Source organism: Paractinoplanes maris (assembly GCF_023544465.1).
GTDB classification, from domain to species: domain Bacteria; phylum Actinomycetota; class Actinomycetes; order Mycobacteriales; family Micromonosporaceae; genus Actinoplanes; species Actinoplanes maris.
Genome location: NZ_JALPVL010000018.1, coordinates 194,759 through 216,222, shown reverse-complemented (window position 1 = coordinate 216,222; position 21,464 = coordinate 194,759). Strand labels below are relative to the sequence as shown.

The 21,464-nt window shown below is 70.2% G+C and carries 14 protein-coding genes; 6 read left to right on the top strand and 8 right to left on the bottom strand.

The genetic code is table 11. The features are described from left to right. Positions 1–81: 81 nt before the first annotated feature. Together NAG42_RS41685 and NAG42_RS41680 are read left to right on the top strand one after the other, a co-directional pair. Positions 82–4,815, top strand: a complete 4,734-nt coding sequence (locus tag NAG42_RS41685) for a PDDEXK-like endonuclease domain-containing protein (RefSeq protein ID WP_250038056.1) — start codon at positions 82–84, stop codon at positions 4,813–4,815. Between the two features lie 90 nt (positions 4,816–4,905). Then, complete coding sequence (locus NAG42_RS41680) at positions 4,906–5,706, top strand: ATP-binding protein (protein WP_250038055.1); 801 nt, start codon at positions 4,906–4,908, stop codon at positions 5,704–5,706. Between the two features lie 6 nt (positions 5,707–5,712). Here the strand turns inward: NAG42_RS41680 and NAG42_RS41675 are convergent, their stop codons facing one another. Further along, positions 5,713–7,137, bottom strand: coding sequence for an NAD(P)/FAD-dependent oxidoreductase (locus NAG42_RS41675; protein WP_250038054.1), 1,425 nt, complete (start codon positions 7,135–7,137; stop codon positions 5,713–5,715). A 206-nt stretch (positions 7,138–7,343) separates the two neighbouring features. On the opposite strand from NAG42_RS41675, the gene NAG42_RS41670 reads away from it, so the two are divergent. Continuing rightward, on the top strand, positions 7,344–8,786 hold the full coding sequence (locus NAG42_RS41670; protein ID WP_250038053.1) for an MFS transporter: 1,443 nt from the start codon (positions 7,344–7,346) through the stop codon (positions 8,784–8,786). Between the two features lie 237 nt (positions 8,787–9,023). On the opposite strand, the gene NAG42_RS41665 is transcribed toward NAG42_RS41670, so the two are convergent. The 6 genes from NAG42_RS41665 to NAG42_RS41640 all read right to left on the bottom strand — a co-directional run bounded on the left by NAG42_RS41665 (position 9,024) and on the right by NAG42_RS41640 (position 15,590). Continuing rightward, on the bottom strand, positions 9,024–9,308 hold the full coding sequence (locus NAG42_RS41665; RefSeq protein WP_250038052.1) for a type II toxin-antitoxin system Phd/YefM family antitoxin: 285 nt from the start codon (positions 9,306–9,308) through the stop codon (positions 9,024–9,026). Positions 9,309–9,513: 205 nt separating this feature from the next. Further along, entirely contained in the window at positions 9,514–11,238 is a 1,725-nt protein-coding gene (locus NAG42_RS41660; protein ID WP_250038051.1) for a putative glycosyltransferase family protein, read from the bottom strand. A gap of 217 nt (positions 11,239–11,455) precedes the next feature. Continuing rightward, entirely contained in the window at positions 11,456–13,528 is a 2,073-nt protein-coding gene (locus NAG42_RS41655) for a helicase-associated domain-containing protein (RefSeq protein ID WP_250038050.1), read from the bottom strand. A gap of 56 nt (positions 13,529–13,584) precedes the next feature. Then, a complete protein-coding gene (locus NAG42_RS41650; protein WP_250038071.1) occupies positions 13,585–14,463 on the bottom strand; it encodes a fructosamine kinase family protein in 879 nt (292 codons plus the stop codon). A 104-nt stretch (positions 14,464–14,567) separates the two neighbouring features. Further along, entirely contained in the window at positions 14,568–14,957 is a 390-nt protein-coding gene (locus NAG42_RS41645) for a TIGR03618 family F420-dependent PPOX class oxidoreductase (protein ID WP_250038049.1), read from the bottom strand. 9 nt (positions 14,958–14,966) lie between these two features. Beyond that, positions 14,967–15,590, bottom strand: coding sequence for a TetR/AcrR family transcriptional regulator (locus NAG42_RS41640; RefSeq protein ID WP_250038048.1), 624 nt, complete (start codon positions 15,588–15,590; stop codon positions 14,967–14,969). A gap of 102 nt (positions 15,591–15,692) precedes the next feature. On the opposite strand from NAG42_RS41640, the gene NAG42_RS41635 reads away from it, so the two are divergent. Then, entirely contained in the window at positions 15,693–16,862 is a 1,170-nt protein-coding gene (locus NAG42_RS41635) for an epoxide hydrolase family protein (protein ID WP_250038047.1), read from the top strand. 27 nt (positions 16,863–16,889) lie between these two features. Here NAG42_RS41635 and NAG42_RS41630 read toward each other — a convergent pair whose 3' ends face one another. Then, positions 16,890–19,055 (bottom strand): beta-galactosidase, encoded by a 2,166-nt coding sequence (locus NAG42_RS41630; protein WP_250038046.1) that lies wholly within the window; start codon positions 19,053–19,055, stop codon positions 16,890–16,892. 217 nt (positions 19,056–19,272) lie between these two features. Between NAG42_RS41630 and NAG42_RS41625 the strand changes: the two genes are divergently transcribed. Then, positions 19,273–20,571 (top strand): ABC transporter substrate-binding protein, encoded by a 1,299-nt coding sequence (locus NAG42_RS41625; protein ID WP_250038045.1) that lies wholly within the window; start codon positions 19,273–19,275, stop codon positions 20,569–20,571. Further along, a complete protein-coding gene (locus NAG42_RS41620) occupies positions 20,568–21,464 on the top strand; it encodes a carbohydrate ABC transporter permease (protein ID WP_250038044.1) in 897 nt (298 codons plus the stop codon). Before NAG42_RS41625 ends, NAG42_RS41620 begins: the two co-directional genes overlap by 4 nt.

Below are 21,464 nucleotides of genomic sequence, written 5' to 3'. Positions count from 1 at the left end.
CGTGACTGGCGTCCGACTTGCTGAAATTGAGGCATGTGGCCGGATCATGAAGCGGATTCAAGTGAGCTCCCCGGTGCCGACGTGCGGTCGGCGCTGGAGAGCTGGCGTTCCGGCCTGGTCGATCTGACCGGCACCAACCCCCTGCTCAACTTCGCCCGGGCGTCCTCGGGATCCATCGAGATCACCGGCCCGTCGCCCAAGGCGATCGTGAAGGTGCTCCAGGAGGGCGGCGGCTACGCCTTCCACGCGGAGGGCGAGTCGACGGCCCCCGTGCTGCGCACCGAGCTGCCCGAGGAGCAACTCGGCGCGCTGCTGCACCACTTCTGGCGCCGCAGCCGCCTAGAGCTGCTCGACCGCGGTGTGTCCCCGCTCTACCTCGGCGTGGGAATGCTGCACTGGTCGGACGACGACGGATCCCCGTACGAGAGCCCGATCCTGCTCGTCCCGGTGGAGATCGACGCGGCCGGCCCGAGGCTGATCGCGCGGCCCGAGGACCCGATCGTCAACCCGGCCCTGGTCGTGCGGATGGCCGAGCTCGACATCGACATCCCCGAGATCAACTCGCTGGCCGAGCTCGACGTGACCGTGCTGTGGGCCCGGATCGACGTGGCCATCGGCGAGCGGCGCGGCTGGTACGCCGACGAGACGGTCACGCTCTCCTGCCTCAGCGTGCACCGCGAGGCGATGTACTACGACCTCTACGAGAACGAGCCGCACATCGTCGAGCACCCGGTCGTGCGCGCGCTGGCCACCCGGGACGCCGACCGCGCGTTCGCCTTCGAGCCGACCCCGGTCGAGCGGATCGACGTCGTCGCCCCGCCCGAGGACGTGCCGTTGATCCTCGACGCCGACGCCACCCAGCGGGTCGCCATCACGGCCGCGGTGGCCGGGCGCAGCTTCGTGCTCGACGGGCCGCCCGGCACCGGCAAGTCGCAGACCATCGCCAACATGGTGGGCGGGCTGCTGCACGCGGGCAAGCGGGTGCTGGTCGTCTCGGAAAAGGCCGCCGCGCTCGACACCGTGCAGCGCCGGCTCACCGACGCCGGTCTCGGCAACTACCTGCTCGCGCTGCACAGCGACCTGGTCGGGCGGCGGGACGTGGCGACCGCGCTGGCCACCGCGCTCGACACCGATCCGGTGCCGCTGGCGACCATGGACCCGATCGATCGGCGGGCGGTCCGGGAGCGGCGCGAGCGCCTGACCGCGTACGCGGAAGCTCTGAACCGCGTGCGGCAGCCACTCGGCCGCAGCTTGTTCGAGGTGCTCGGACTGTCCGCCCGGTTGCTCGACGTGCCCGCGGCGCCGGTCGCCGCCATCGCCCCGCAGGAGCTCACCGGTGACGCGCTCTATCGCTTGCGCGACGCGGTGGCCCGGCTCGGCCGGGTACGCAGTGAGACGTACCTGTGGCGCGAGGCGACCGACCGGGAGCCGCTCGACGGCCGCCTGCGCCAGGCCATGACCTCCCTGGGCAAGCTGGCCGAGACGGTGATCGCCAACTCGACCCTGGCCGACGCGTTCGACCTGCACGAGCCGGTCGGCGCGTCCCGGCTGGCCGCCCTCTCGGCCCACGCCGGCAAGCGCCCGCCCAAGGTCGAGGAGGACTGGCTGACCGTCGACAGCATCCACCCGGTGCAGAAGGCAGCCACCGACCTCACCCACCACCTGGCCGCGCTGCGCTACGGCGGCATCCCGTGGGCCGAGCTGCCGTCGGCCGACGAGCTCAAGGACATCCCGGACCTGTCGCACCTGGTGCCCGAGGCCGTCGACCTCAAGCCGCTGAACGCCGCGCAGGCCGACCACCTGGCCAACAAGTTCGCCGAGGAGGCGGACCGACTGGAGAGCCGGCAGGAGAGCCTGGACCGGGTCACCGCCCGGCTCGGACTGCCCAACGTGGTCACCTTCGCCGACTCGGCCCGGGTCATCACCGTGGCCGACCTGATCCAGCGCGAGCACAAGCCCGAGCCGGCCTGGTTCGAGACCGGGGGCATGCCGGCCGCACACGCCGCGGTCCGGGCGCTGCGGCTGGCCATCGAACGGGTCCGGGAGACCGAGACGCAGGCCCGCCGGCACTTCGACGAGGGGGTGCTGGCCGAGCCGATCACCGAGGTGGCCGACCGGCTGACCCGGCACCGCGGCCCGCGCAAGCTGCTGCGGCCCTATCGGCGCGACAAGCAGAAGGCCGTCGAGGCGGCGCTGCCCGACGTCAAGCCGGCCGCGGCGGTGGCCAACGTCGAGGACGCGGCCGCCTGGAAGCAGGCCGTCGAGGATCTGAAGGAGGCCGAGGCCGAGTACGCCGAGCAGCTCGGCCGGCACTGGAACGGCCTGGACACCGACTTCCACGCCATCCAGGAGGCCATGCACACGGCCGACGAGGTGATCCGCGAGGTGCCGGCCGACGCGCTGCCCGCGGTCACCGTGCATGTCTGCGCACCCCGGCCCAACAGCGCGCTGCTGCGCATCGTCAGCGAGGCCCGCGACGAGTTCACCCGCTTCCGCACCACGCTGCGCGCCGCCCCGGCCCGGGCCCCGCGGCCCGAACTGGGCGAGGGCGCCATCGCCGACGCGGTGACCTGGCTGCGCGCCCACATCGCCCCGCTGCACGCCGCGGCCGAGATGATCCGGGCCTACGCCGCGCCGACCGGGCGTGACCTGACGCTGGCCGAGACGATGGAGATCGCCGAGCAGCGGCAGGCCGCCACCGACGCCGAGGAGGCGATCTGGGCCGAGGCGGCCGCGCACGCGGCCGTGCTGGGCTCGGTCTATCGCGGCGCCAAGACCGACGACGAGGCGATGAACGAGGTCGTCGCGTGGACGGTGCACGCGCGCCGGCTGATGACCGGCGAGGACGCGGCGATGACGGCCGAGCAGGCCCACGCCTTGATGATCGCCCAGCCCACCGAGGGGCTGGGGGCGGCGGTGGCCGGCTGGGAGTCGGCGCGGGCCCAGGTCCTGGACGCGTTCGGCCCGGCCCGGCACGGCGAGCTGATCGAGCGGCTGGGCGACTACGACAACGCCCGCGACCTGCTGGTCGAGCTGCTGCACGACCCGGAGGGCCAGCACGAGTGGTTCCGGCACGAGGACGCCCGCCGGGTGCTGGTCGAGCACGGCCTGGCCGAGGCGCTGGAGTTCTGCGCCGAGCAGGAGATCCCGATCGAGCAGGTGTGGCCGGTGCTCGAGCGGGCGCTGCTGCGCGGCTGGGCCGACGCGGTGATCCGCGACGATCCGGGTCTGCAACCGGTGGCGGCCGAGGATCGTACGCATCTGGTCGACGTCTATCGGCTGCTCGACCGCGAGCTGAGCGGCGCGGCGCTGGCCGACATCGTCTATGCCGTCGAGGCCCGGCGGCCGTCCGCCTCGGCCGGCGGGGAACCGGGCGTGATCCGGCGCGAGGGCAACAAGCAGTCCGGGCACCTGCCGGTGCAGGAGCTGCTGGCCCAGGCCCGGCACGCGGCCCAGGGACTCAAGCCGTGCCTGCTGATGTCGCCGCTGGCGGTGAGCCGGTACCTGCCGCCCGAGATGGAGTTCGACACCGTCATCTTCGACGAGGCGTCCCAGGTGACCACGGCCGACGCGATCAACTGCATCTACCGCGGTGACGCACTTGTGGTCGTGGGCGACGAACGGCAGCTGCCGCCGACCTCGTTCTACGACCGGGTCGAGGACGACGTCACCGACTTCCCGTCCATCCTCGACCTGGCCCGCGAGACCTTCCCGATCCTGCACCTGGGCTGGCATCACCGCAGCCGGCACGAGGCGCTGTTCGCGTTCGCCGACCTCGCCTACTACCACGGCCGGCTGGTCGGGCTGACCCGCAGCTATCCGCGGGAGCCCGACCACGGCGTCGAGTTGTTCCTGGTCGACGGCGTCTACCGGCGGCAGAGCACCTCGGACAACCCGATCGAGGCGGACGCGGTGGCCGAGCGGGTCCTGCACCACTACGCCACCCGGCCCGGCAAGACGCTCGGTGTCGTCACGCTCTCGGTGGCGCAGGCCGACGCGGTCGACGAGGCGGTGCGCCGGGCGATGGCCGAGCGCCCCGACCTCGAGCACTTCCTGGACGACGGCAACCGGCTCACCGGCTTCTTCTGCAAGAGCCTGGAAGCCGTGCAGGGTGACGTGCGTGACGTGATCATCCTGTCGATCGGCTACGGCTACGACGAGAACGACAAGATCAGTACGAACTTCGGGTCGCTCAACCGTCCCCAGGGCTGGCGCCGGCTCAACGTCGCCATCACCCGCGCCTCCCAGCGCGTCGAGGTCGTGTCGTCGATCCGGTCCGGCGACGTCCCCGACATGGGCAACGAGAGCGTGCGGCACCTCAAGGCCTACCTCGAATACGCCGAGCGGGCGGCGGCCACCCTGGGCCGGGACGTCATCGACCGTGATGACGCGACACCCTTCGAGGATGCCGTGCTCACCGCGCTGCTGTCGTGGGGCTATTCCGTACGCCGGAGAGTGGGCGCCGCCGGGCACTGGATCGACCTCGCGGTGCTCCACCCCGACCAGGACGACGACGTGTTCGCCATCGGCATCGAGTTCGACGGTCTGGAGTACCAGTCGATCCCGTCCACCCGCGACCGGGACCGGCTGCGCGACGAGGAGCTGCGCGAACTGGGCTGGCACATGCACCGGATCTGGTCGGTGGCCTGGTATCAGAACCCGGCCGAGGAGCAGAACCGGCTGCGCGCGGCGATCGACCGGGCGCTGGCCGACCCGGTCGGCGTCGACCAGCTGGCGGTGCCGGAGTGGCCGCCGTACCGGGCCATCTCGGGGGAGCTGCTGCCGCCGGAGACTGTCGTCCCCCCGAACGGCTGACCCCTTTAGCGGGAATCGCCGATATTCGCACATGGTGATCTCTTCGGCGGGTAGCCGTGGCCGCCTATGGAGAATCTTCGTTGGCCCAGCATGGGATCGCGCCACTCGCTCGGCCGGCACACAGCCCGTGACGACGGCGGCAGTGTGCTCGTCACCGCGGACACCGACAACGCGATCACCGTCGTCGCCGTGCGCGGCGTCTGGGGGACCGCGCTGCGCCGGGACACCTTCGTGGCCGTCCGCAAAGCCCTGGGTCAGCACCCGTCGGCGCTGATCCTCGACCTGTGCGAGCTCAACGACCGGCACGCGGCCGGCGCGGCGACCTGGCTGACCGTGTCCCGGGTGGCCGGCGCGATGGAGCCGCCGGTCCGGGTCGCGGCCTGTCTGCCGCCGCGGGCCGCGCTGCACGGGCGACTCGTCCGGATGGGCGGCCCGTTCTTTTTGCCGCTCTTCCCCGACCTCGCCGGGGCGTTCGCCGCGGTGGCCGCCGGCGGGCCGATCACCGACCGGCTCCGGCTCGCGCTGCCCCGCCACCCGGACACCCCCGCCCTGGCCCGCAACCTGGTCACCGACGCCTGCGGAGCGTGGAACCTGCCCGAGGTGCTCTACCGCGGCCGCCTGGTGATGAGCGAACTGGCCGGTAACGCCGTCGAGCACGCCCGCACCCCGATCACGGCGATCGTGGTGCGCCGCGGCGCGGGGCTGCACCTGACCGTCTGCGACGGCGATCCGTGCCTGCCCCGGATGATCGACCAGACACGGGAGCCGCCGGGCAGCCTGTGGGACGTCCGCGGTCAGGGGCTGCGGACGGTGCAGGCCGCCTCGGCGGCTTGGGGTGCCTTGCCGACCCGCGAGGGCAAGATGGTCTGGGCGACCATCCGTCCTCGCTGATCTTTGTTACTTGCCGACCGTTGCTTTCTCTACGGGCGCCGGGGCGGCTTCGGTCTCCGCCGGGGCGGTGGCCCGCAGAGCTTCGGTCTCCTCCGGGGCGCGGACCCGCTGGTACGGGTCGCCGTAGTCCTTCATCGCGCGCCGGGCGAAGGCCTGCTGCTCGGTCGCGACCCGCTCGGAGCGGCCGCGCCCCAGGAAGCTGACCGCCCAGTGCAGCACGGTGGTGAACCGGTTTTTGAAGCCGACCAGGTAGAAGACGTGCACGGCGAGCCACATCAGCCAGGCGAAGAAGCCCGACAGGCGGAACTTGCCGACGCTGGCCACCGCGGAGAACCGCGAGATCGTGGCCATGCTGCCCTTGTCGAAATACTTGAAAGGCTCGGGCGCGGGCTTGCGGCGCAGCCGCTTCTCGATCACCTTGGCCGCGTAGTTGCCACCCTGGATGGCCACCTGGGCCACTCCGGGCAGCGGGCGGCCGTCGGCGCCGGCCAGGTTCATCATGTCGCCCAGCGCGAAGATCTCGGGGTGACCCGGAACGGTCAGGTCGGGGTTGACCATGATGCGGCCCGCGCGGTCGGTCTCGGCCCCGGCCGCCTCGGCGACCTGCCGGGCCAGTGCGGGCGCCTGCACGCCGGCCGCCCACACCTTGGTCATCGACGGGATGCGCTCGTGACCGCGCTCGGACTCGACCTCGATGCCGGTCGCGTCGACGTCGACCACCTTGGTGTTGAGCTCGACCTCGACCCCCATCAGGTGCAGCTGGCGCAGCGCCCGGGTGGAGAGGTGGTCGCCGAAGGTGTTGAGCACCGCGCCGACCGCGTCGACCAGGATGATCCGGGCCTTGCGGGGGTCGATGTGCTTGTACTGCCCCGGCAGGTTGCGGTGGGCCAGCTCGGCGATCTGACCGGCCATCTCGACCCCGGTCGGGCCGGCGCCGACCACCACGAAGGTGAGCCAGCGCTCCTGCGCCTCGGGGTCGGTCTGCAGGTCGGCGATCTCGAAGGCGCCGAAGATCTTGGCGCGCAGCTCGAGGGCGTCGTCGATGCTCTTCATGCCGGGCGCGTAGTCGTTGAAGTGGTCGTTGCCGAAGTAGGACTGCGAAGCCCCGGCGGCGACGATCAGAGTGTCGTACTCCACCGTGTAATCGATGCCCGGGCCGGACACGTAGACGACCTTCTGGTCGGTGTCGACGCGCTGGGCCCAGCCGAGCTTGACGTCGACGTTGTCCTGCCGCTTCAGCACCTCACGGATGGGCGGGGCGATCTCGCCCTCGGACAACACGCCGGTCGCCACCTGGTAGAGCAAGGGCTGGAACAGGTGGTAAGCCGTGCCGTTGATGAGCGTGATGTCGACCGGTGCCTTACGAAGCGCCCTGATCGCGAACAGACCCCCGAAGCCGGCGCCGATAACTGCCACCCGATGCCGCTGCATTACCACTCCCTCGGTGCTCGGTGTCTCGTTAAGTAGAGCACCCTGACCAGGCCGATTATGCCGTGAGTATCAACACTGTGGAGGTCCGGCGGACAAACCGCACGCGGCCTCCTGCTGGCTACTTTCCCAGCCGGTCAAGGGGAAAACCCCATCATGCCGCAGCCGCGCCGGTTACCGTGAGGGATCAGCGGGGTAGACCCCGCCACATGGCAGATGTGCGCACCGATGTGCCTGCGCGGCTCGACCGCCTTCCCTGGGCCCGTTGGCACTGGATGATCGTCATCGGTCTGGGCACGGTCTGGATCCTCGACGGTCTCGAAGTCACCATCGTCGGCAACCTCTCCGGGCGCCTGGCCGAGCCCGGCAGCGGTCTCGACATCACGCAGAGCCAGGTCACCGGCCTGGGCGCGGCGATCTACGTGCTCGGCGCCTGCTTCGGTGCGCTCTTCTTCGGCTGGCTGACCGACCGCTTCGGCCGCAAGAAGCTCTTCATCCTCACGCTGGCCGTCTACCTTTTCGGTACGGCGATGACCGCGCTCTCCTTCGACGCGTGGTGGTTCTTCATCTTCCGGTTCGTCACCGGCGCGGGCATCGGCGGCGAGTACGCGGCCATCAACTCGGCGATCGACGAGCTCATCCCGGCCAAGTACCGCGGCCGCATCGACATCGTGATCAACGGCACCTACTGGGCCGGTGCGGCGTTCGGGGCGCTGCTGACCGTGCCGATCCTCACGGCGCTGCCGGTCAGCTGGGGCTGGCGGGTCGCCTTCGGGCTGGGCGTGGTGCTCGGCTTCGTCATCCTGCTGGTGCGCCGCCACGTGCCCGAGAGCCCGCGCTGGCTGTTCATCCACGGCCGCGGCGACGAGGCCGAGAAGCTGGTCGGCGACGTCGAGAGGACGGTCGAGCGCGAGGACAACGTGACGCTCGAGCCGGTCGACAAATACATCACCATCCACCAGCGCCGTACGATCGGCTTCGGCGAGATCGCCAAGACGCTGATCAAGCAGTACCCCAAACGGTCGGCGCTGGGTCTGTCGCTCTTCATCGGGCAGGCGTTCCTCTACAACGCGATCACCTTCGGGTACGCGCAGATCCTGCAGACGTTCTTCGACGTGCCACCCGGCAGCACGGGCTACTACTTCGCGGTGATCGCCGTGGGCAACCTCTTCGGCCCGCTGCTGCTGGCCCGCCTGTTCGACTCGGTGGGCCGCAAGATCATGATCACCGGAACCTACGTCCTGTCCGGCGTGCTGCTGCTGGTCACCGCCTGGCTGTTCAGCGCCGGCGTGCTGACCGCGGTCACCATGACCGCCTGCTGGTGCGTGGTGCTGTTCTTCGCCTCGGCCGGCGCGAGCTCGGCCTACCTGACCGTCTCCGAGATCTTCCCGATGGAGACCCGCGCCCTGGCGATCGCCTTCTTCTACGCCATCGGCACCGCCGCCGGCGGCATCACCGGCCCCCTGCTGTTCGCCGAACTGGTCGGCACCGGCCAGGTCGGCGACACCGTCCTGGCCTTCGTCATCGGCGCCAGCCTGATGATCGCAGCCGGGCTGGTCGAGGCGTTCCTGGGCGTGAAGGCCGAACGAAAGAGTCTGGAAGACCTGGCCACCCCCCTGACCGCCACCAACACCAAACCCACCCCGACCTGAAGCACTCCAAACCGGCGGCTGCCCAGTCAGCGGAAACCTGGAGCTTCGACCGGCAAACCCTCCGCCCGCGCGACGTCAAGCATCCGTTTGTCGTAGGTACCAACGTGTCCAGCGAATCAACACCTAGAGTGCTGGTGGCCATAGGCATCACCGGCCGGCTTTCCAGGAACTCGCTCAGCTCCTTGGCGTAGGTGCGCCTGGCCAGCAGTGTCACGAGTGCGGAGGCGTCCAGATATATCAACGGTCGTCCTCGGCTCGGGCCTCCAGCAGCAGATCCAAAGGCGAGGCCTCGGCCGGAATGTCGTAGGACGGCAGGCGGTCGAGGTCGGCTGTCGTGGTGGCCTTGAGCCGGATCAGACCTTTGGCGACCAGCGGAGAATGACGGCCCAGGCCTGTCGCGCCAGGGAGTAGCACCGCGATGACCTTGCCGTGGCGGGTCACCTCGATCGTCTCGCCGTGCTCGGCGCGGTTGAACATGGCGCTCGGGTTGTAGGAGAACTCTCGGACCGAGACCGAACTCATCGGTTGCACCCTCAACGAAGTGCCTACGTCAGGAGGACTGTACCTACACAGAAGGCGGGAGAGGGACAGGCTGGTCGTCGTTCCGCGGGAGGCGCTCACCATGCTTGATGACTATAGGCGTACGTCAAGCCCTCGGACAGTGGTGGCCGACTGGCCCGGGCGCCGGCGGGAAGGTGCTGAGATCACGGTGGCCGGCGCTGGTTTGTCAGCCGAGCCGGTAGAGGATGGCGCCGTCGATGTCTTCGCGGGTTATGCCCAGGCCGTCGATCGGGCGGCCGGGCACGCCTTCCCACGGGGTGCCGCTCAGCCACTCGGGCAGGACGACGACCGACCGGATGCCGTCCGCCCGTAGCGCGGCGATGCTGGCCGTGTCCGGGAACGTCATGCTGCTCGAGCGGACCCGCTCCTGCCCGGTCGGGACGAAGGTGACGATGCCGTTGGGGATGCGCGGGAACCCGTTGGTGGACCACAGCATGATGGACATCTCGAGGCTGCCGCCGCTGGGCAGCACCAGGGTCGGCTCCGCTGCGACCCTCATCGCGGCCGGATATCGCAGCACCTCGGGGTGGGGGGTGCGGTTGATCCCGTCGACGACGACCAGCACGAGCGGGATCAGCAGGGCGAGCCGCAGAACGACGAACTTGCCGCGGGCCACGGGGCCGGACCGTGCGGTCCCGGGCTTGCGCCAGGGCGCGGCGCCCCGCACCTCGGCGACGAAGGCGCTGACCGCACCGGCGGCCAGGATGGCCATCAACAGCGTGGTCCACACCATGATCCGTCCGGGTGTGCGCAGCGCCGACCAGCCCGGCAGGTGCTTGGAGAGGGTCAGATAGCCCGGGTCGCCGTGCCAGGGCAGGGTCGCGCCGAGGGTCAGCAGCACCGCGACCAGCGTGCCGACGGTCAACAGGATCCGGTGGCGGACCCGGAAGACCGAGAAGAACATCCCCGTCGTGGCCAGGATGATCAGGGCGATGCCCGGCAGCAACGCCATCTCCGGTGGCCACGCCAGCTCGGCCCGGGCCACGGCGTGCCGGGCGCCGTAGAGCCAGGACGACTCAGGGGCGACGAAGAGCCCCCGCCAGGCCGGCGAATACAGCTCGGTCCAGCTCAGCGCCCGGTCGGCCTGCGGGTTGAGCTCCACCACGCGGGAGAAGGCGAGTCCTATGTACAACGTGGCGGCGCCGAAGAACACCCCGCCGATCAGATCGGCGGCCAGCAGCCGTCGCCCGAAAGCCGGCCGGCCGCGCCGCCACCAGGCCCAGCCGTAGAAGGCCGCGGCCACCAGGCAGACGGCGACCATCACGTACGCGAAGACGAGCCCGATGGCGAGCCCGAGGGTGATCTGCCAGGCGCCGACCAGCCAGCCGGCCAGTGCCCACCATGCACTGTGCCGGTCGGGGCGATGACCCCGGCGCAACGACCAGCCGTGACCGCGCGCGATCATGGCCAGGCTCAGCGCGATGCCGCCGGTGGAGATGACGTTCAGGTGCCCGACATGCGCGAGCCGCCACGGCGAGAACGCCCAGGCGACGCCGGCCACCGTGGCGCCGAGCGGGTGCGCGCCCAGCTGACGGGTCAACGCGTACGCCCCGACGAAGGCGAGCGCGTGCAGCAGGACGTACAGGATGTTGTAGCGCAGCAGGGCCGCCTCCATGCCGGACCCGAACATGCCGAGCGGCGCGTATCCGAGAACGGTGTCGGTGAAGGCCAGCGAGTGCGGATCGGGATAGAACGTGTTCGAGTCCCACAGCTGCGAGGGACCGTGCAGCAGCGCATGACCGGCCCAGGCGATCTGCCAGGCGAACATGGCCGGATCGCCGATGTCGCCGGGCACGGTGTGCCGCGGGTCGCGCAGCGTCGGCCAGGTCAGCAGCACGGCTAGCGCCAGCCCGCCGAGGACCACCAGAGTCCACTCGCGGCGAGACCACATCCGTTTCAGCAGACTTCGTGCCGCCGGGGATTGCTCAGCGCTCTCGCTGCTGACGGCCGCGGTGGCGACGTCTTGTGACGGACCTGCGATCCCGCTCACCCAAGCCCCCGGATCTCCTGGGTCGGTGGTAGCCCTCCCCGACGCGTCACGGATTGTCGCACATCAATGCCAATCTGTTGCTGATCAGTCCCACACGGCCGCTCGGCCACACCGACTCTCATCGAGCGCCGAGCACCATGCGTGCCACCTTGCCGGGATGGAGCGGTGCGGGCATTTCTTCGATGTCGTCCTCGACCGGCTGAGGTACGGCACGCCGTCGCGGGATCTCGATGGCCGGCCTGCCGTCCGCGCCCAGGGCAGCCGGCGCGTATCCGGCCATCCGCAATGCGGTCAGCGTCTCCGCCTGTGGTTTGCCGCTGGCCAGGACGGTCGGGGCCAGCCGGACCAGACGCAGGGCGTGCAGCGAGCGGGTCTGGAGGATCTCGGTGAGGAGGGTCTCGTCGTCGCTGCACAGGCAGCAGCCGGTCGGACGAACCTTGACCTGGCCGTGGCGCCGGGCCACGTCGTCGATCAGATACGTCAGCGCCTGGGGTACGCGGCCACCCTCGGCGACCTCGGCGATGCGCGCGGACAACTCGTCCCGCGTGTCTCCGGCGTCGAGCGCGGAGCGAATGCTGGCCGGTGAGAAGCGCCAGGTCCAGGCACCGCTACGAGACTCCGGGGTGGCGGCGCGGTCGAGCAGGGTGAGCAGCCCGGCCGACGGGGTGCCGGTCACCACCGCGGTGAGATCGTTCTGCAGCAGGACGGTGTCGCGAGGTCGAGGCAGCATCGCCTCGGCCCGGCGGCGGGCGACGTCAGGGTCTTTGCTCAGTCGGGCGTGACCGAGCCCGGTCATCGTTCCGAGGGCGAGCAGACCGAGCCGGTGCGCTTCTCGCCAGATGCCGGTGACATAGCGCGGAAGGTCCTCGTCCGCTTGGTCGGCCAGAACAGGACTCGCCCAGCTCAGTCGAGGAGCGAGCGTCCCTGGATCGGCCGCCTGCCCTTCCGGCACTGCGGTGTGCAGGGCTCGCAGGATCACGGCCCGCAGTCCGGTGAGCATCAGCTCCTCTTCCTCGTCCCAGGACAGAAGGCGAGAGGTCGCGGTGGAGTCGGCCGGGGCCAGCGGTGACGCGGGCATGGCCAACCAGTCGTCGATGACGTCGAGCAGCTGGTCCGCGGGTTCGGCCGCGGCGAACTCGTCATACGTTGTCGACGGTGTGAGCCCGTCCTCCGACGCCTCGATCAGCCCACCGGCCGCGAGCAGTTCGACGGTCAGGCGCGTACCGTCCTCGTCCTGACCGGAAAGCTTGGCGATCCGTCGTAGTTCCCGTACACCGAGGCCGCCGGTCTTCAGCAAGGGAACCGGACCGCTGCTCATCGCCGTGACGACGGCGGTGATCGCCGCCAGAATCTCGGCCGCGGCTGCGGCCGCGTCTCGTTCCGCGGCGTCCGGCGCGATCGGGGAAAGCGTGATGGCCGGCGGTCGAGGATCGAAAGGTGCTGTGTATCCGTCGCGGAGAGCGAGAGCGACTTCGCGCGGCATCTCTGTCACATTCCAGCCGGACCGGATGAGAAGCCCATGGTCGATTGCCCAGGGAAGCACCATGCCAGGGGAACCGAACATCATCCCGGGCGGACCGAACGACGTGACGGGTTGCGAGGCCAGCGTGACCAGTTGATCCCGGACGTCGGCCGGTGCCTCGGCCGCGAGCCGGCGCACGTTCTCCGGCCGGGCCAGCCAGGAGGCGAGCGCGGTGACCACCTCGTCCTTGCCGCGGCCGGTCACCGGGATGTCGTACAGGGTCGCCAGCTTGCGCAGTTCGTTCATGGCCCGGGTGGTCAGGAGGTCGGCGGCGCGAGACCCGAGATCCAGCGGGTGCGACCAGATCTCGTCCAGATGCCCGGCGGCCAGAGCACCCTCATGCGGCCAGATCAGGGCAAGCTCGATGAGACGCCGCACTGCCGCACCCAGGTCAGGATCGTCATCCGCCACCCCCAGCAGCGCGGCCAGCCGTACGGTGGTGCAACCGTCGCCCAGTGCGGCCGCAGCCTCGACCACCTGCAGTTCCGGCAGGTTCAGCAGGATGGCGGCGGCCGTCATCGACGAGGGATGAAGCAGCCGTTCGGTGAGCTGGTCGACGGACTTCGGAGCAGGCTCGAACGCCACGTCACGCCGGATCGCGATCAATTCAGCCAGCTCTTCTTCACCCAGGGTGTGCAGATGACCGGCGAGGGCGGCAGCGGAGGACATGCCGCCACCGTACGGACCGGTCGGAAACCAGCCCAGATCGGTTCCCCCGGACGGGGTCAGCTCGACGTCCGGAACGGGATGAGAGTGGCGCGGATCAGCTCGGCCGCACCCCAGTCGTCGTCGAACTGGGCCAGCACGGCGAGGTGTTGCCGCAGCTGGATGATCGGCATCCGGGCCGGCCAGCCACCGTCGAGCGAGGTCAACTCCGCGTACGTCGTGAAGAATCGTTGAGCCTCGGGCGGAGGCGACGTGGTCCACACGTGCGCGAGATCGACCTCGGCCCACGTGTAGGACACCGCCGGATCGATCAGCGCGGGCCGCCCGTCCGGGGTGGCCAAGAGGTTCTGGCTCCACAGGTCCCCGTGCGTCAGGCACGCCGGCCGGTCGGGCAGCAGCTCGGGCAATCGCTGACACAGCCGATCCAGCGCCCGGCGATCGCCGGCGTCGAGCGCGGCGTCGACGCGGGGTTCCCCCAGCCACCGGAGCAGCCGATGCTCGGCGAAGAAGGCGAAGCCGTCGTCGTCCCACGTGTTGACCTGCCGCCGGCGGCCCAGCCAGTTGTCGCGATGCCATCCGAACCGCGGGTGAACCGTGCTGGTGTGCAGGCGGGCGAGCGCGTGGGCGAACTGCTCCCAGAAGGTCTCACTGCGCGGTCTGGCCCGCAGCACCGACAACACGAGCACTTCCCGGTCGGCCAGGATCACCTCGGGTGTCGCGATGCCGCCGTCGCGCAGGACGCCCAGCCCTTCGGCCTCGGCGGTGAAGACGTCGTCGTCCGGTGGCTCGGCGAACGCTTTGACGAACACCGGTGGCGCGTCCCGCCGCGTCGCCAGGCCGGCCAGCGCGGCCAGCCCCCCGGTCACCGGCTCCACCGCGACCACGTCGCCCATCCCGGCCCGGCGCAGGCACCCGAGCAGAAACGCCGCCGGCTCCATCGCCAACGCCTCCTCCGTGTCCGCGCCAACCGTCCGCCGATCCTAGGCGAACGACAGCGGACAGAGTCCCGGTACGAGGCCGGATCGTCAGACGGGGCGCACGGTCAGGGTTTGTGGAGTTTCTCGACCTTGACGGTGAGGATGACCCGCTGCTGCGGGCCTCCGCCGAAACCGGGGTAGGGGCGGCCGATGTATTTCTGGGACAGCTCGTCGATGTTCTGCCGGGCGCCGTCGGTCGTGGCGGCCACGACGGTGCCCCGCAGGGCCCAGGACCGGGACGGTGCGGCCGGGTCGGCGATGCCGATGGCGATACGCGGGTCACGGTGGATGTTGCGGGTCTTCTGGTGGGTGTCGACCGTGTTGATGAGCACGTGTTCACCGTCGGTGGAGGCCCAGGTCTGGGAGATCTGCGGTGATCCGTCGGGCATGAGGGTGGTCACGAAGCAGATCGCCTTGGCGTTGAGGACTTCGAGCAGGTCGTCGGGCAGAGCCATGCTGAACCTTCACTTCTCCGGGTCGTTGTAGAGGCGGTCGATGACGTTCTCGGCCGGTGGGTCACCGGACAGGTCGGCATGGCGCAGGCCCGCCAGGGCGATCGTGAGAGCGCGGCGCCACAGCTGCGGGGCGAAGGTGCGGGAGGCGTCCATGACGCTGCCCACCATCACGTGCACGGCGGCGAAGTCGGCCGGGGTGGCCTCGGCCGGCAGCTGACCCGCACGAACAGCGCGGGCGATGAGGCCGGCCACCAGCGGGGTCATCTGCTCGTGGGCCCGCCGCACCAGGGCCGTGGCCTGGTTGCGGCTGCGCAGCAACTCCCCGAGACCCCGGCTCTGCGCCTCGATCTCGAGTTGCCGCTCGAGGAACCAGGTCAGCCCAGCCCACGCGTCGTCGTAGCGCGAGGCCTGCTCGGCGATGGTGATCACCGTTTCGATGTGCTCGCTGAACAGGGCGTCCAACAGGTCCTGTCGTTGCGGGAAACGCCGGTACATGGTGCCCATCCCGGTGCCGGCGGCTCGGGCGATGTCTTCATACGGGACGTCGAGGCCGGCTGAGGCCATCAGGTCGTACGCCGTGCGCAGCAACAGCTGACGGTTGCGTTCGGCATCTCGGCGCAGGGGAGGAGGCACGAGCCGACCATACCCAACTGGAAGAGTTCTTCCAAGTTGAATTTGTCTTCCACTTCGTGCCTACAATGACGACCCCGATCGCCGAAACCCTGGGAGCAGCTGATGAAGTCCCCGCTCACCGACCTCGTGGAGCCGTACCCGATCGCGGTCTCCGACGACGACTTGAAAGATCTGCTGAGCCGTCTTGCCGCCACCCGGTGGCCGGACCGCGAAACGGTGCCGGACGCCGCTCAGGGACCGCAGCTGGACCGCATCCGGGCCCTGTGCGACCACTGGGCCACCGGGTACGACTGGCGACGCACCGAGCGCGCCATCAACGGCTTCGGCTCGTTCGGCACCGTCCTCGACGGGATCGACGTCCACTTCCTGCATGTGCGCTCGGCCGAGCCCGGCGCGGTGCCGCTGCTGCTGTGCCACGGCTGGCCGGGCTCGATCCTGGAGTTCCGGCATCTGATCGGCCCCCTGACCGATCCGGTGGCTCACGGCGGCCACGCCGAGGATGCCTTCCACCTGGTGATCCCCTCCATGCCCGGCTTCGGGTTCTCCGGCCGGCCGGCCACGACCGGCTGGGACATCTCCCGGGTGGCCGACGCGTGGATCACGCTCATGCGCCGCCTGGGCTACGACAGCTGGTTCGCCCAGGGCGGCGACTGGGGCGCGGCCGTCGTCGAGCAGCTCACCCGTAAGGCCCCCGGGAGCGTCCGGGGTGCGCACTTCAACTTCCCGCTGGTGTTTCCCACCGCGCAGGAGATGAGCGAGGCGACCGGGGAGGAGCAGCGGATGATGGCGCGCGCTCAGCGCTACCAGAGCGAACTGGACGGGTACGCCCGGGAGCAGGCGACCCGGCCGCAGACGATCGGCTACTCCCTGGCGGACTCACCGGCCGGGCTGGCCGCCTGGATCTACACCCTTTTCCAGGACGTGACCGACAACGACGGCGACCCGGAAGAGGTGGTCGACCGCGACGACATCCTCGACGACATCATGCTCTACTGGCTGCCCAATGCCGGTGCGTCCGCCGCCCGGCTCTACTGGGAAGAACGGCAGGGCAGGGCCGGCGGATCCGGATCCGGACCCAATCCCGTTCCGGCCGGGTTCAGCATCTTCCCCGGCGAGGCCGTGCAGGCATCCCGGCGCTGGATCGAGCGACGCTACGAGACGGTGCTGCATTATGCCCAGCTCGACCGGGGTGGGCATTTCGCCGCCCTGGAGCAGCCCGGCGTCCTCACCGACGAGATCCGGACCACCTTCCGGGCCGTACGAGCCGGTTGATCCGATGCCGGCACGACACCTGGCGATCTACGGCTCGGTCCGCTCCACGAAACACTGACGGGCCAGCACCCGGACCGAGGTGAGGTCGAGCAGTTGGGCGTCCGCGGCCAGCAGGCGTTGGTGGGCCTCGTGGGGGAGTGAGACGGTCGAGCCGGCGGCGAGGGGCAGCAGGTGCAGCGTCAGCACCGAGCCGGGGCGCCAGTGGACGTCGCGCAGGTTGACCGTCCAGGGCGAGCCGTCCCAGAAGCGGTCGGTGACCGGGCGGCCGTCGACGCGGAGTTCGCCGACGTCGCCGGCCCACTCGATGTGCAGGAAGACGTCGAGCTCGGGGGTGACGGGGGGAACGGCCAGGCGATACACGGCGGCCAGTTCGTCGAACGTCTCCGGGGTGGGTGCTGACTGGCGTCCTTCGAACTTTCCGTACGCCACCGGGACCGTTCCGGCCGCCGGGCGCACCTCTTCGAACTCGGCCGCCACCTCGAAGCCCGCCGGGCCGGGGTGGAACGGCAACGGGACGAAGCCGGAACCGTTGTAGACGCGCACCGACGGGACGCCGGTGCCGACCGCCTCGATCCGACCGTCGGGGCCCCAGCGCAGTTCGTCGTCCGACAGCAGGAGGCGCCGCCGGGAATCGACCCAGACCGAGTCGGCGGCCTCTGCCGGAAGCGCCAGGAGGTCGAGAGCCGGCGCGAGACGGATGGGCTGGAAACCCGGTGTGACAACGGATTCGACGCCGTCGACCGAGCAGCTGACGTCGATGCCGGCCGAGGCGACGAGCACCAGCGTGGGAATCTCGCCGGGCAGCACGGTGAGCACCGAGGCGGTGGCCCAGTCGAGATGCACCTCGCCGACCGCGAGCCGCAACGGCCAGCAGGCGATCGTGCCGGCCGGGATGTCCACCGGGGGCAGCGTCAGCGCCCGGGGGCCGAGGGAGACCTGGAACTGCGCCTGCCGATAGGTGGGCAGCGGGAAATGCGGCTGGTGCCAGGCGATGAAGAGGAATCCGCTGTCGCCGTCGCTGCGCAGCGCGTAGCGGAGCGTTTCCGTGTCGTCGACGCCGTTCGGGCGTACGGAAGGAAGGGTTGACGGCATCTCGGCCAGCCGGTCGCCGAAAGCGGCCAGGAAAGCGTGCTGCCGGCGCAGCGCGGCGTGGCTTTCGCCGAGCAGACCGGCCTCGCCGATCGGCGCGTGGAAGTCGTAGCCGAGGCGCTGCATGTCGTTCGGATAACCCGTGGCGTGGGACTCCTGGGTATGCGGCGGATTCGTTCCCCCGGCGTACATGTAATAGCCCTGCCAGGCCGAGCCGTTGCCGATTTTGCAGTGCGCGATCGTCGCCACGTCGAGCGCGCGCGGCCACGGCCGCCGGTGGTAGGCGGTGCCCATGCCGCCGCTCAGCTCGCAGGTGGCCGGGGGGAACAGAGGCGAGGGCGTACGCGGCTGAGGCGTGCCCAATCGGGCCTCGTGCAGCCGCCGCACGTCGGCGCCGATGCCGGGATCGTCCCACACGTGCGAGAAGAAGTAGTGGTCGCGGAACGTCGGGTCCCAGGGCGCGTCGGCGTCCACCCAGAACCCGTCGCCGTAACCGCCGTAGAGCGGCAGCACCTCGTCCTCGGGCAGATCGGCCCCACCCCAGGCGGTCGCCGTCCACAGTGGGGCGCTCAGCCCGGCCGCCCGGGCCAGCCGCTTCAAAGTCACCAGGTGCCCGGGCTGGTCGTAGAGCTCGTTCTCGAGCTGGATGCCGAGCAGCTCGGGCCGGCCCAGCGCCGCCGCGAGCTGCCCGAACCACTCCTCGACCAGCGGCAGGTAGGCCGGGTCGTCAGTGCGGTGGGTGACCGGCGCCTGCTGCACCCAGTCGGGGAAGCCACCGTTGCGGCTCTCGCCGTGGCACCACGGGCCGATGCGCAGCACCATGTCGAGCCCGGCCGCCCGCACCTCGTCGACGAACGCGCGGACGTCGAGGTTGCCGTCGAAGCGGGGCTCGCCGCGGCGTTCGACGTGGTGCAGCCAGAACACATAGCTGGCCACGACGGTGACACCGCCGGCCCGCATCTGGCGCAGCCGCTCGGCCCAGCGGTGCCGCGGCACCCGGCTGTAGTGCAGCTCGCCCGACACCGGGATGACCGGCGCGCCCCGCAGCGACAGGTGCCGGCTGGTCAGCGCGATCCCCGGCCGGACGTCCTCGTCGTTGCTCATCCGCGGTCGGCGCGGCGGCTCGGACCATGGACGGTGTGCGACCAAAAGCACGAAGCCTCCCTGGCATTCCTGTAACCGGTCACAGGCTACTGAGCCCGCACGATACCGCGTCTTAACCGCCCGGAAGCAAGCCCTTGACAATCATGAACGCGAGCAGCACTGTAACCGGTCACAGGCTCAACAAGTGACGTGCGTCTCCCGCCAACGAGGAGCAGCGATGAAGAAGACGTTCGCCGGGGTGCTGACCGCGGCGCTGATACTGACCACCGCGTGCAGCGGTGGCGACGACCCGGAGACGGCCGATCCGGGCCAGAAGGTGGCGCTCACCTATTGGAGCTGGGCGCCGAACATGGACAAGGTCGTCGCGGGCTGGAACGCCTCGCACCCGAACATCCAGGTCACCGTCAACAAGCAGGACGGCGGTGACCCGGCGGTGGCCAAGCTGCTCACCGCGATCAAGGCCGGCAGCGGTGCCCCCGACGTGATGCAGGCCGAGTATCAGAAGATCCCGACGCTGGTGGCCGCGGACGCGGTGGCCGACATCGCCCAGGAGGCGGGCGACCTGAAGGCCAAGTTCAGCGAGTCGGCCTGGAACTCGGTCACCCTGGGCTCCGAGGCCGTCTACGGCGTGCCGCAGGACTCCGGCCCGATGATGTTCTTCTACCGCTCCGACATCTTCGACAAGGCCGGCGTGGCCGTCCCGAAGACCTGGGACGAGTACGCCGAGGCCGCCCGCAAGATCCACAAGGCGAACCCGAAGCAGTACCTGGGCACGTTCTCGTCCAACGACCCGGGCTGGTTCGCCGGGCTGTCCCAGCAGGCCGGCGCGTCGTGGTGGGGAGTGCAGGGCGAGTCGTGGACCGTCGCCGTCAACGACGCCAACACCCGCAAGGTCGCCGATTTCTGGGGCGGTCTGGTCCAGGAGGGCGTGATCAGCAACAAGCCGATGTACACCCCGGAGTGGAACGCGGCCCTCAACGACGGCACCCAGGTCGGCTGGCTCGGCGCGGTCTGGGGTCCGGGCGTCCTGGAAGGGAACGCGGCCTCGACCAAGGGCAAGTGGAAGACCGCGCTGCTGCCCGACTGGGACGCCGCGGCGCCCGCCAACGGCAACTGGGGCGGCTCGGCCACCAGCGTCACCTCGCAGTCCAAGCACAAGGCGCAGGCCGCCGAGTTCGTGAAGTGGCTGAACACCGACCCGGCTGCGCTCAAGGCGCTGGCCGGCACGGCCAACGTCTACCCGGCCGCCACCGACGCCACCAGCGTCGCGCTGACCCAGCCACCGGCGTTCTTCAGCAACCAGCCGGACTTCTACACGATCGCCGCCGAGGCCGGGAAAATCACCAAGCCGTTCACCTACGGGCCGAACGTCAACGTGGCCTACAGCGCCTACAACGATGCCTTCGGCAAGGCGGCCGAGACCCGGCAGGCCGCCGCGTTCGGCACCGCGCTGGACACTATTCAGCAGGCCACGGTGGGTGACCTGAAGAACGCCGGATTCACCGTCGCCGGATGAGGACCCGGAGCGCGCCGTACCTCTTCCTGACCCCGGCGCTGGTGCTGTTCGCGGCTTTCCTGGCCGCGCCGATCGTCTACGCCGGCTACCTGAGCCTGCGCCGGGTCAAGGTCAGCGGACTCGGGCTGGGGGCCGGCGCCCGCAGTGAGGTGTGGGCCGGGCTGAGCAACTACAGCCGATCGCTGACCGACCCGGAGTTCGTGCCCAGCGTGCTCCGGGTGGGGGCGTACGGGTTGATCGTGGTGCCCGGCATGCTCGGCCTGGCGCTGGTGATGGCCCTGCTGCTCGACGCCGGGCGGACCCGGGTGGGCACCTTCACCCGCACCGCGATCTTCCTTCCGTACGCCGTCCCCGCGGTGATCGCCTCGCTGCTGTGGGGTTTCCTCTACCTGCCGCGGGTCAGCCCGATCGTCGACGTGCTGTCGGGCGTGGGGATCACCGCGCCCGACGCGCTCAGCTCGTCGTGGGTGCTCTACGCGGTGGCCAACATCGCGATCTGGGGCGGCACCGGCTTCAACATGATCGTGCTCTACACCGCGCTGCGGGCCATCCCGACGGAGTTGTTCGAGGCGGCCCGCATCGACGGCGCGTCGGACGTCCAGATCGCGCTGCGCATCAAGATCCCGGTCATCGGGCCGTCGCTGATCATGACGTTCCTGTTCTCGCTGATCGCCACGCTGCAGGTCTTCGCCGAACCGATGACGTTGCGGCCGCTCAGCAACACCATCTCGACCACCTGGACCCCGCTGATGAAGGTCTACCGGGACGCGTTCGTCCGCAACGACGTCTACTCCGCCGCGGCGACCTCGGTGGTGATCGCGGCGGCCACGTTCGTCATCTCGTACGGCTTCCTCAAGCTCGTCGGCTCGCGAGCCTTCAGTCAGGAGAACTGA

Coding starts and splice junctions, on each gene's coding strand:
- NAG42_RS41680 (WP_250038055.1), top strand. CDS start 4,906: ATGGGATCGCGCCACTCGCTCGGCCGGCACACAGCCCGTGACGACGGC.
- NAG42_RS41675 (WP_250038054.1), bottom strand. CDS start 7,137: ATGCAGCGGCATCGGGTGGCAGTTATCGGCGCCGGCTTCGGGGGTCTG.
- NAG42_RS41670 (WP_250038053.1), top strand. CDS start 7,344: ATGGCAGATGTGCGCACCGATGTGCCTGCGCGGCTCGACCGCCTTCCC.
- NAG42_RS41665 (WP_250038052.1), bottom strand. CDS start 9,308: ATGAGTTCGGTCTCGGTCCGAGAGTTCTCCTACAACCCGAGCGCCATG.
- NAG42_RS41660 (WP_250038051.1), bottom strand. CDS start 11,238: ATGTGGTCTCGCCGCGAGTGGACTCTGGTGGTCCTCGGCGGGCTGGCG.
- NAG42_RS41655 (WP_250038050.1), bottom strand. CDS start 13,528: ATGTCCTCCGCTGCCGCCCTCGCCGGTCATCTGCACACCCTGGGTGAA.
- NAG42_RS41650 (WP_250038071.1), bottom strand. CDS start 14,463: ATGGAGCCGGCGGCGTTTCTGCTCGGGTGCCTGCGCCGGGCCGGGATG.
- NAG42_RS41645 (WP_250038049.1), bottom strand. CDS start 14,957: ATGGCTCTGCCCGACGACCTGCTCGAAGTCCTCAACGCCAAGGCGATC.
- NAG42_RS41635 (WP_250038047.1), top strand. CDS start 15,693: ATGAAGTCCCCGCTCACCGACCTCGTGGAGCCGTACCCGATCGCGGTC.
- NAG42_RS41630 (WP_250038046.1), bottom strand. CDS start 19,055: ATGAGCAACGACGAGGACGTCCGGCCGGGGATCGCGCTGACCAGCCGG.
- NAG42_RS41625 (WP_250038045.1), top strand. CDS start 19,273: ATGAAGAAGACGTTCGCCGGGGTGCTGACCGCGGCGCTGATACTGACC.
- NAG42_RS41620 (WP_250038044.1), top strand. CDS start 20,568: ATGAGGACCCGGAGCGCGCCGTACCTCTTCCTGACCCCGGCGCTGGTG.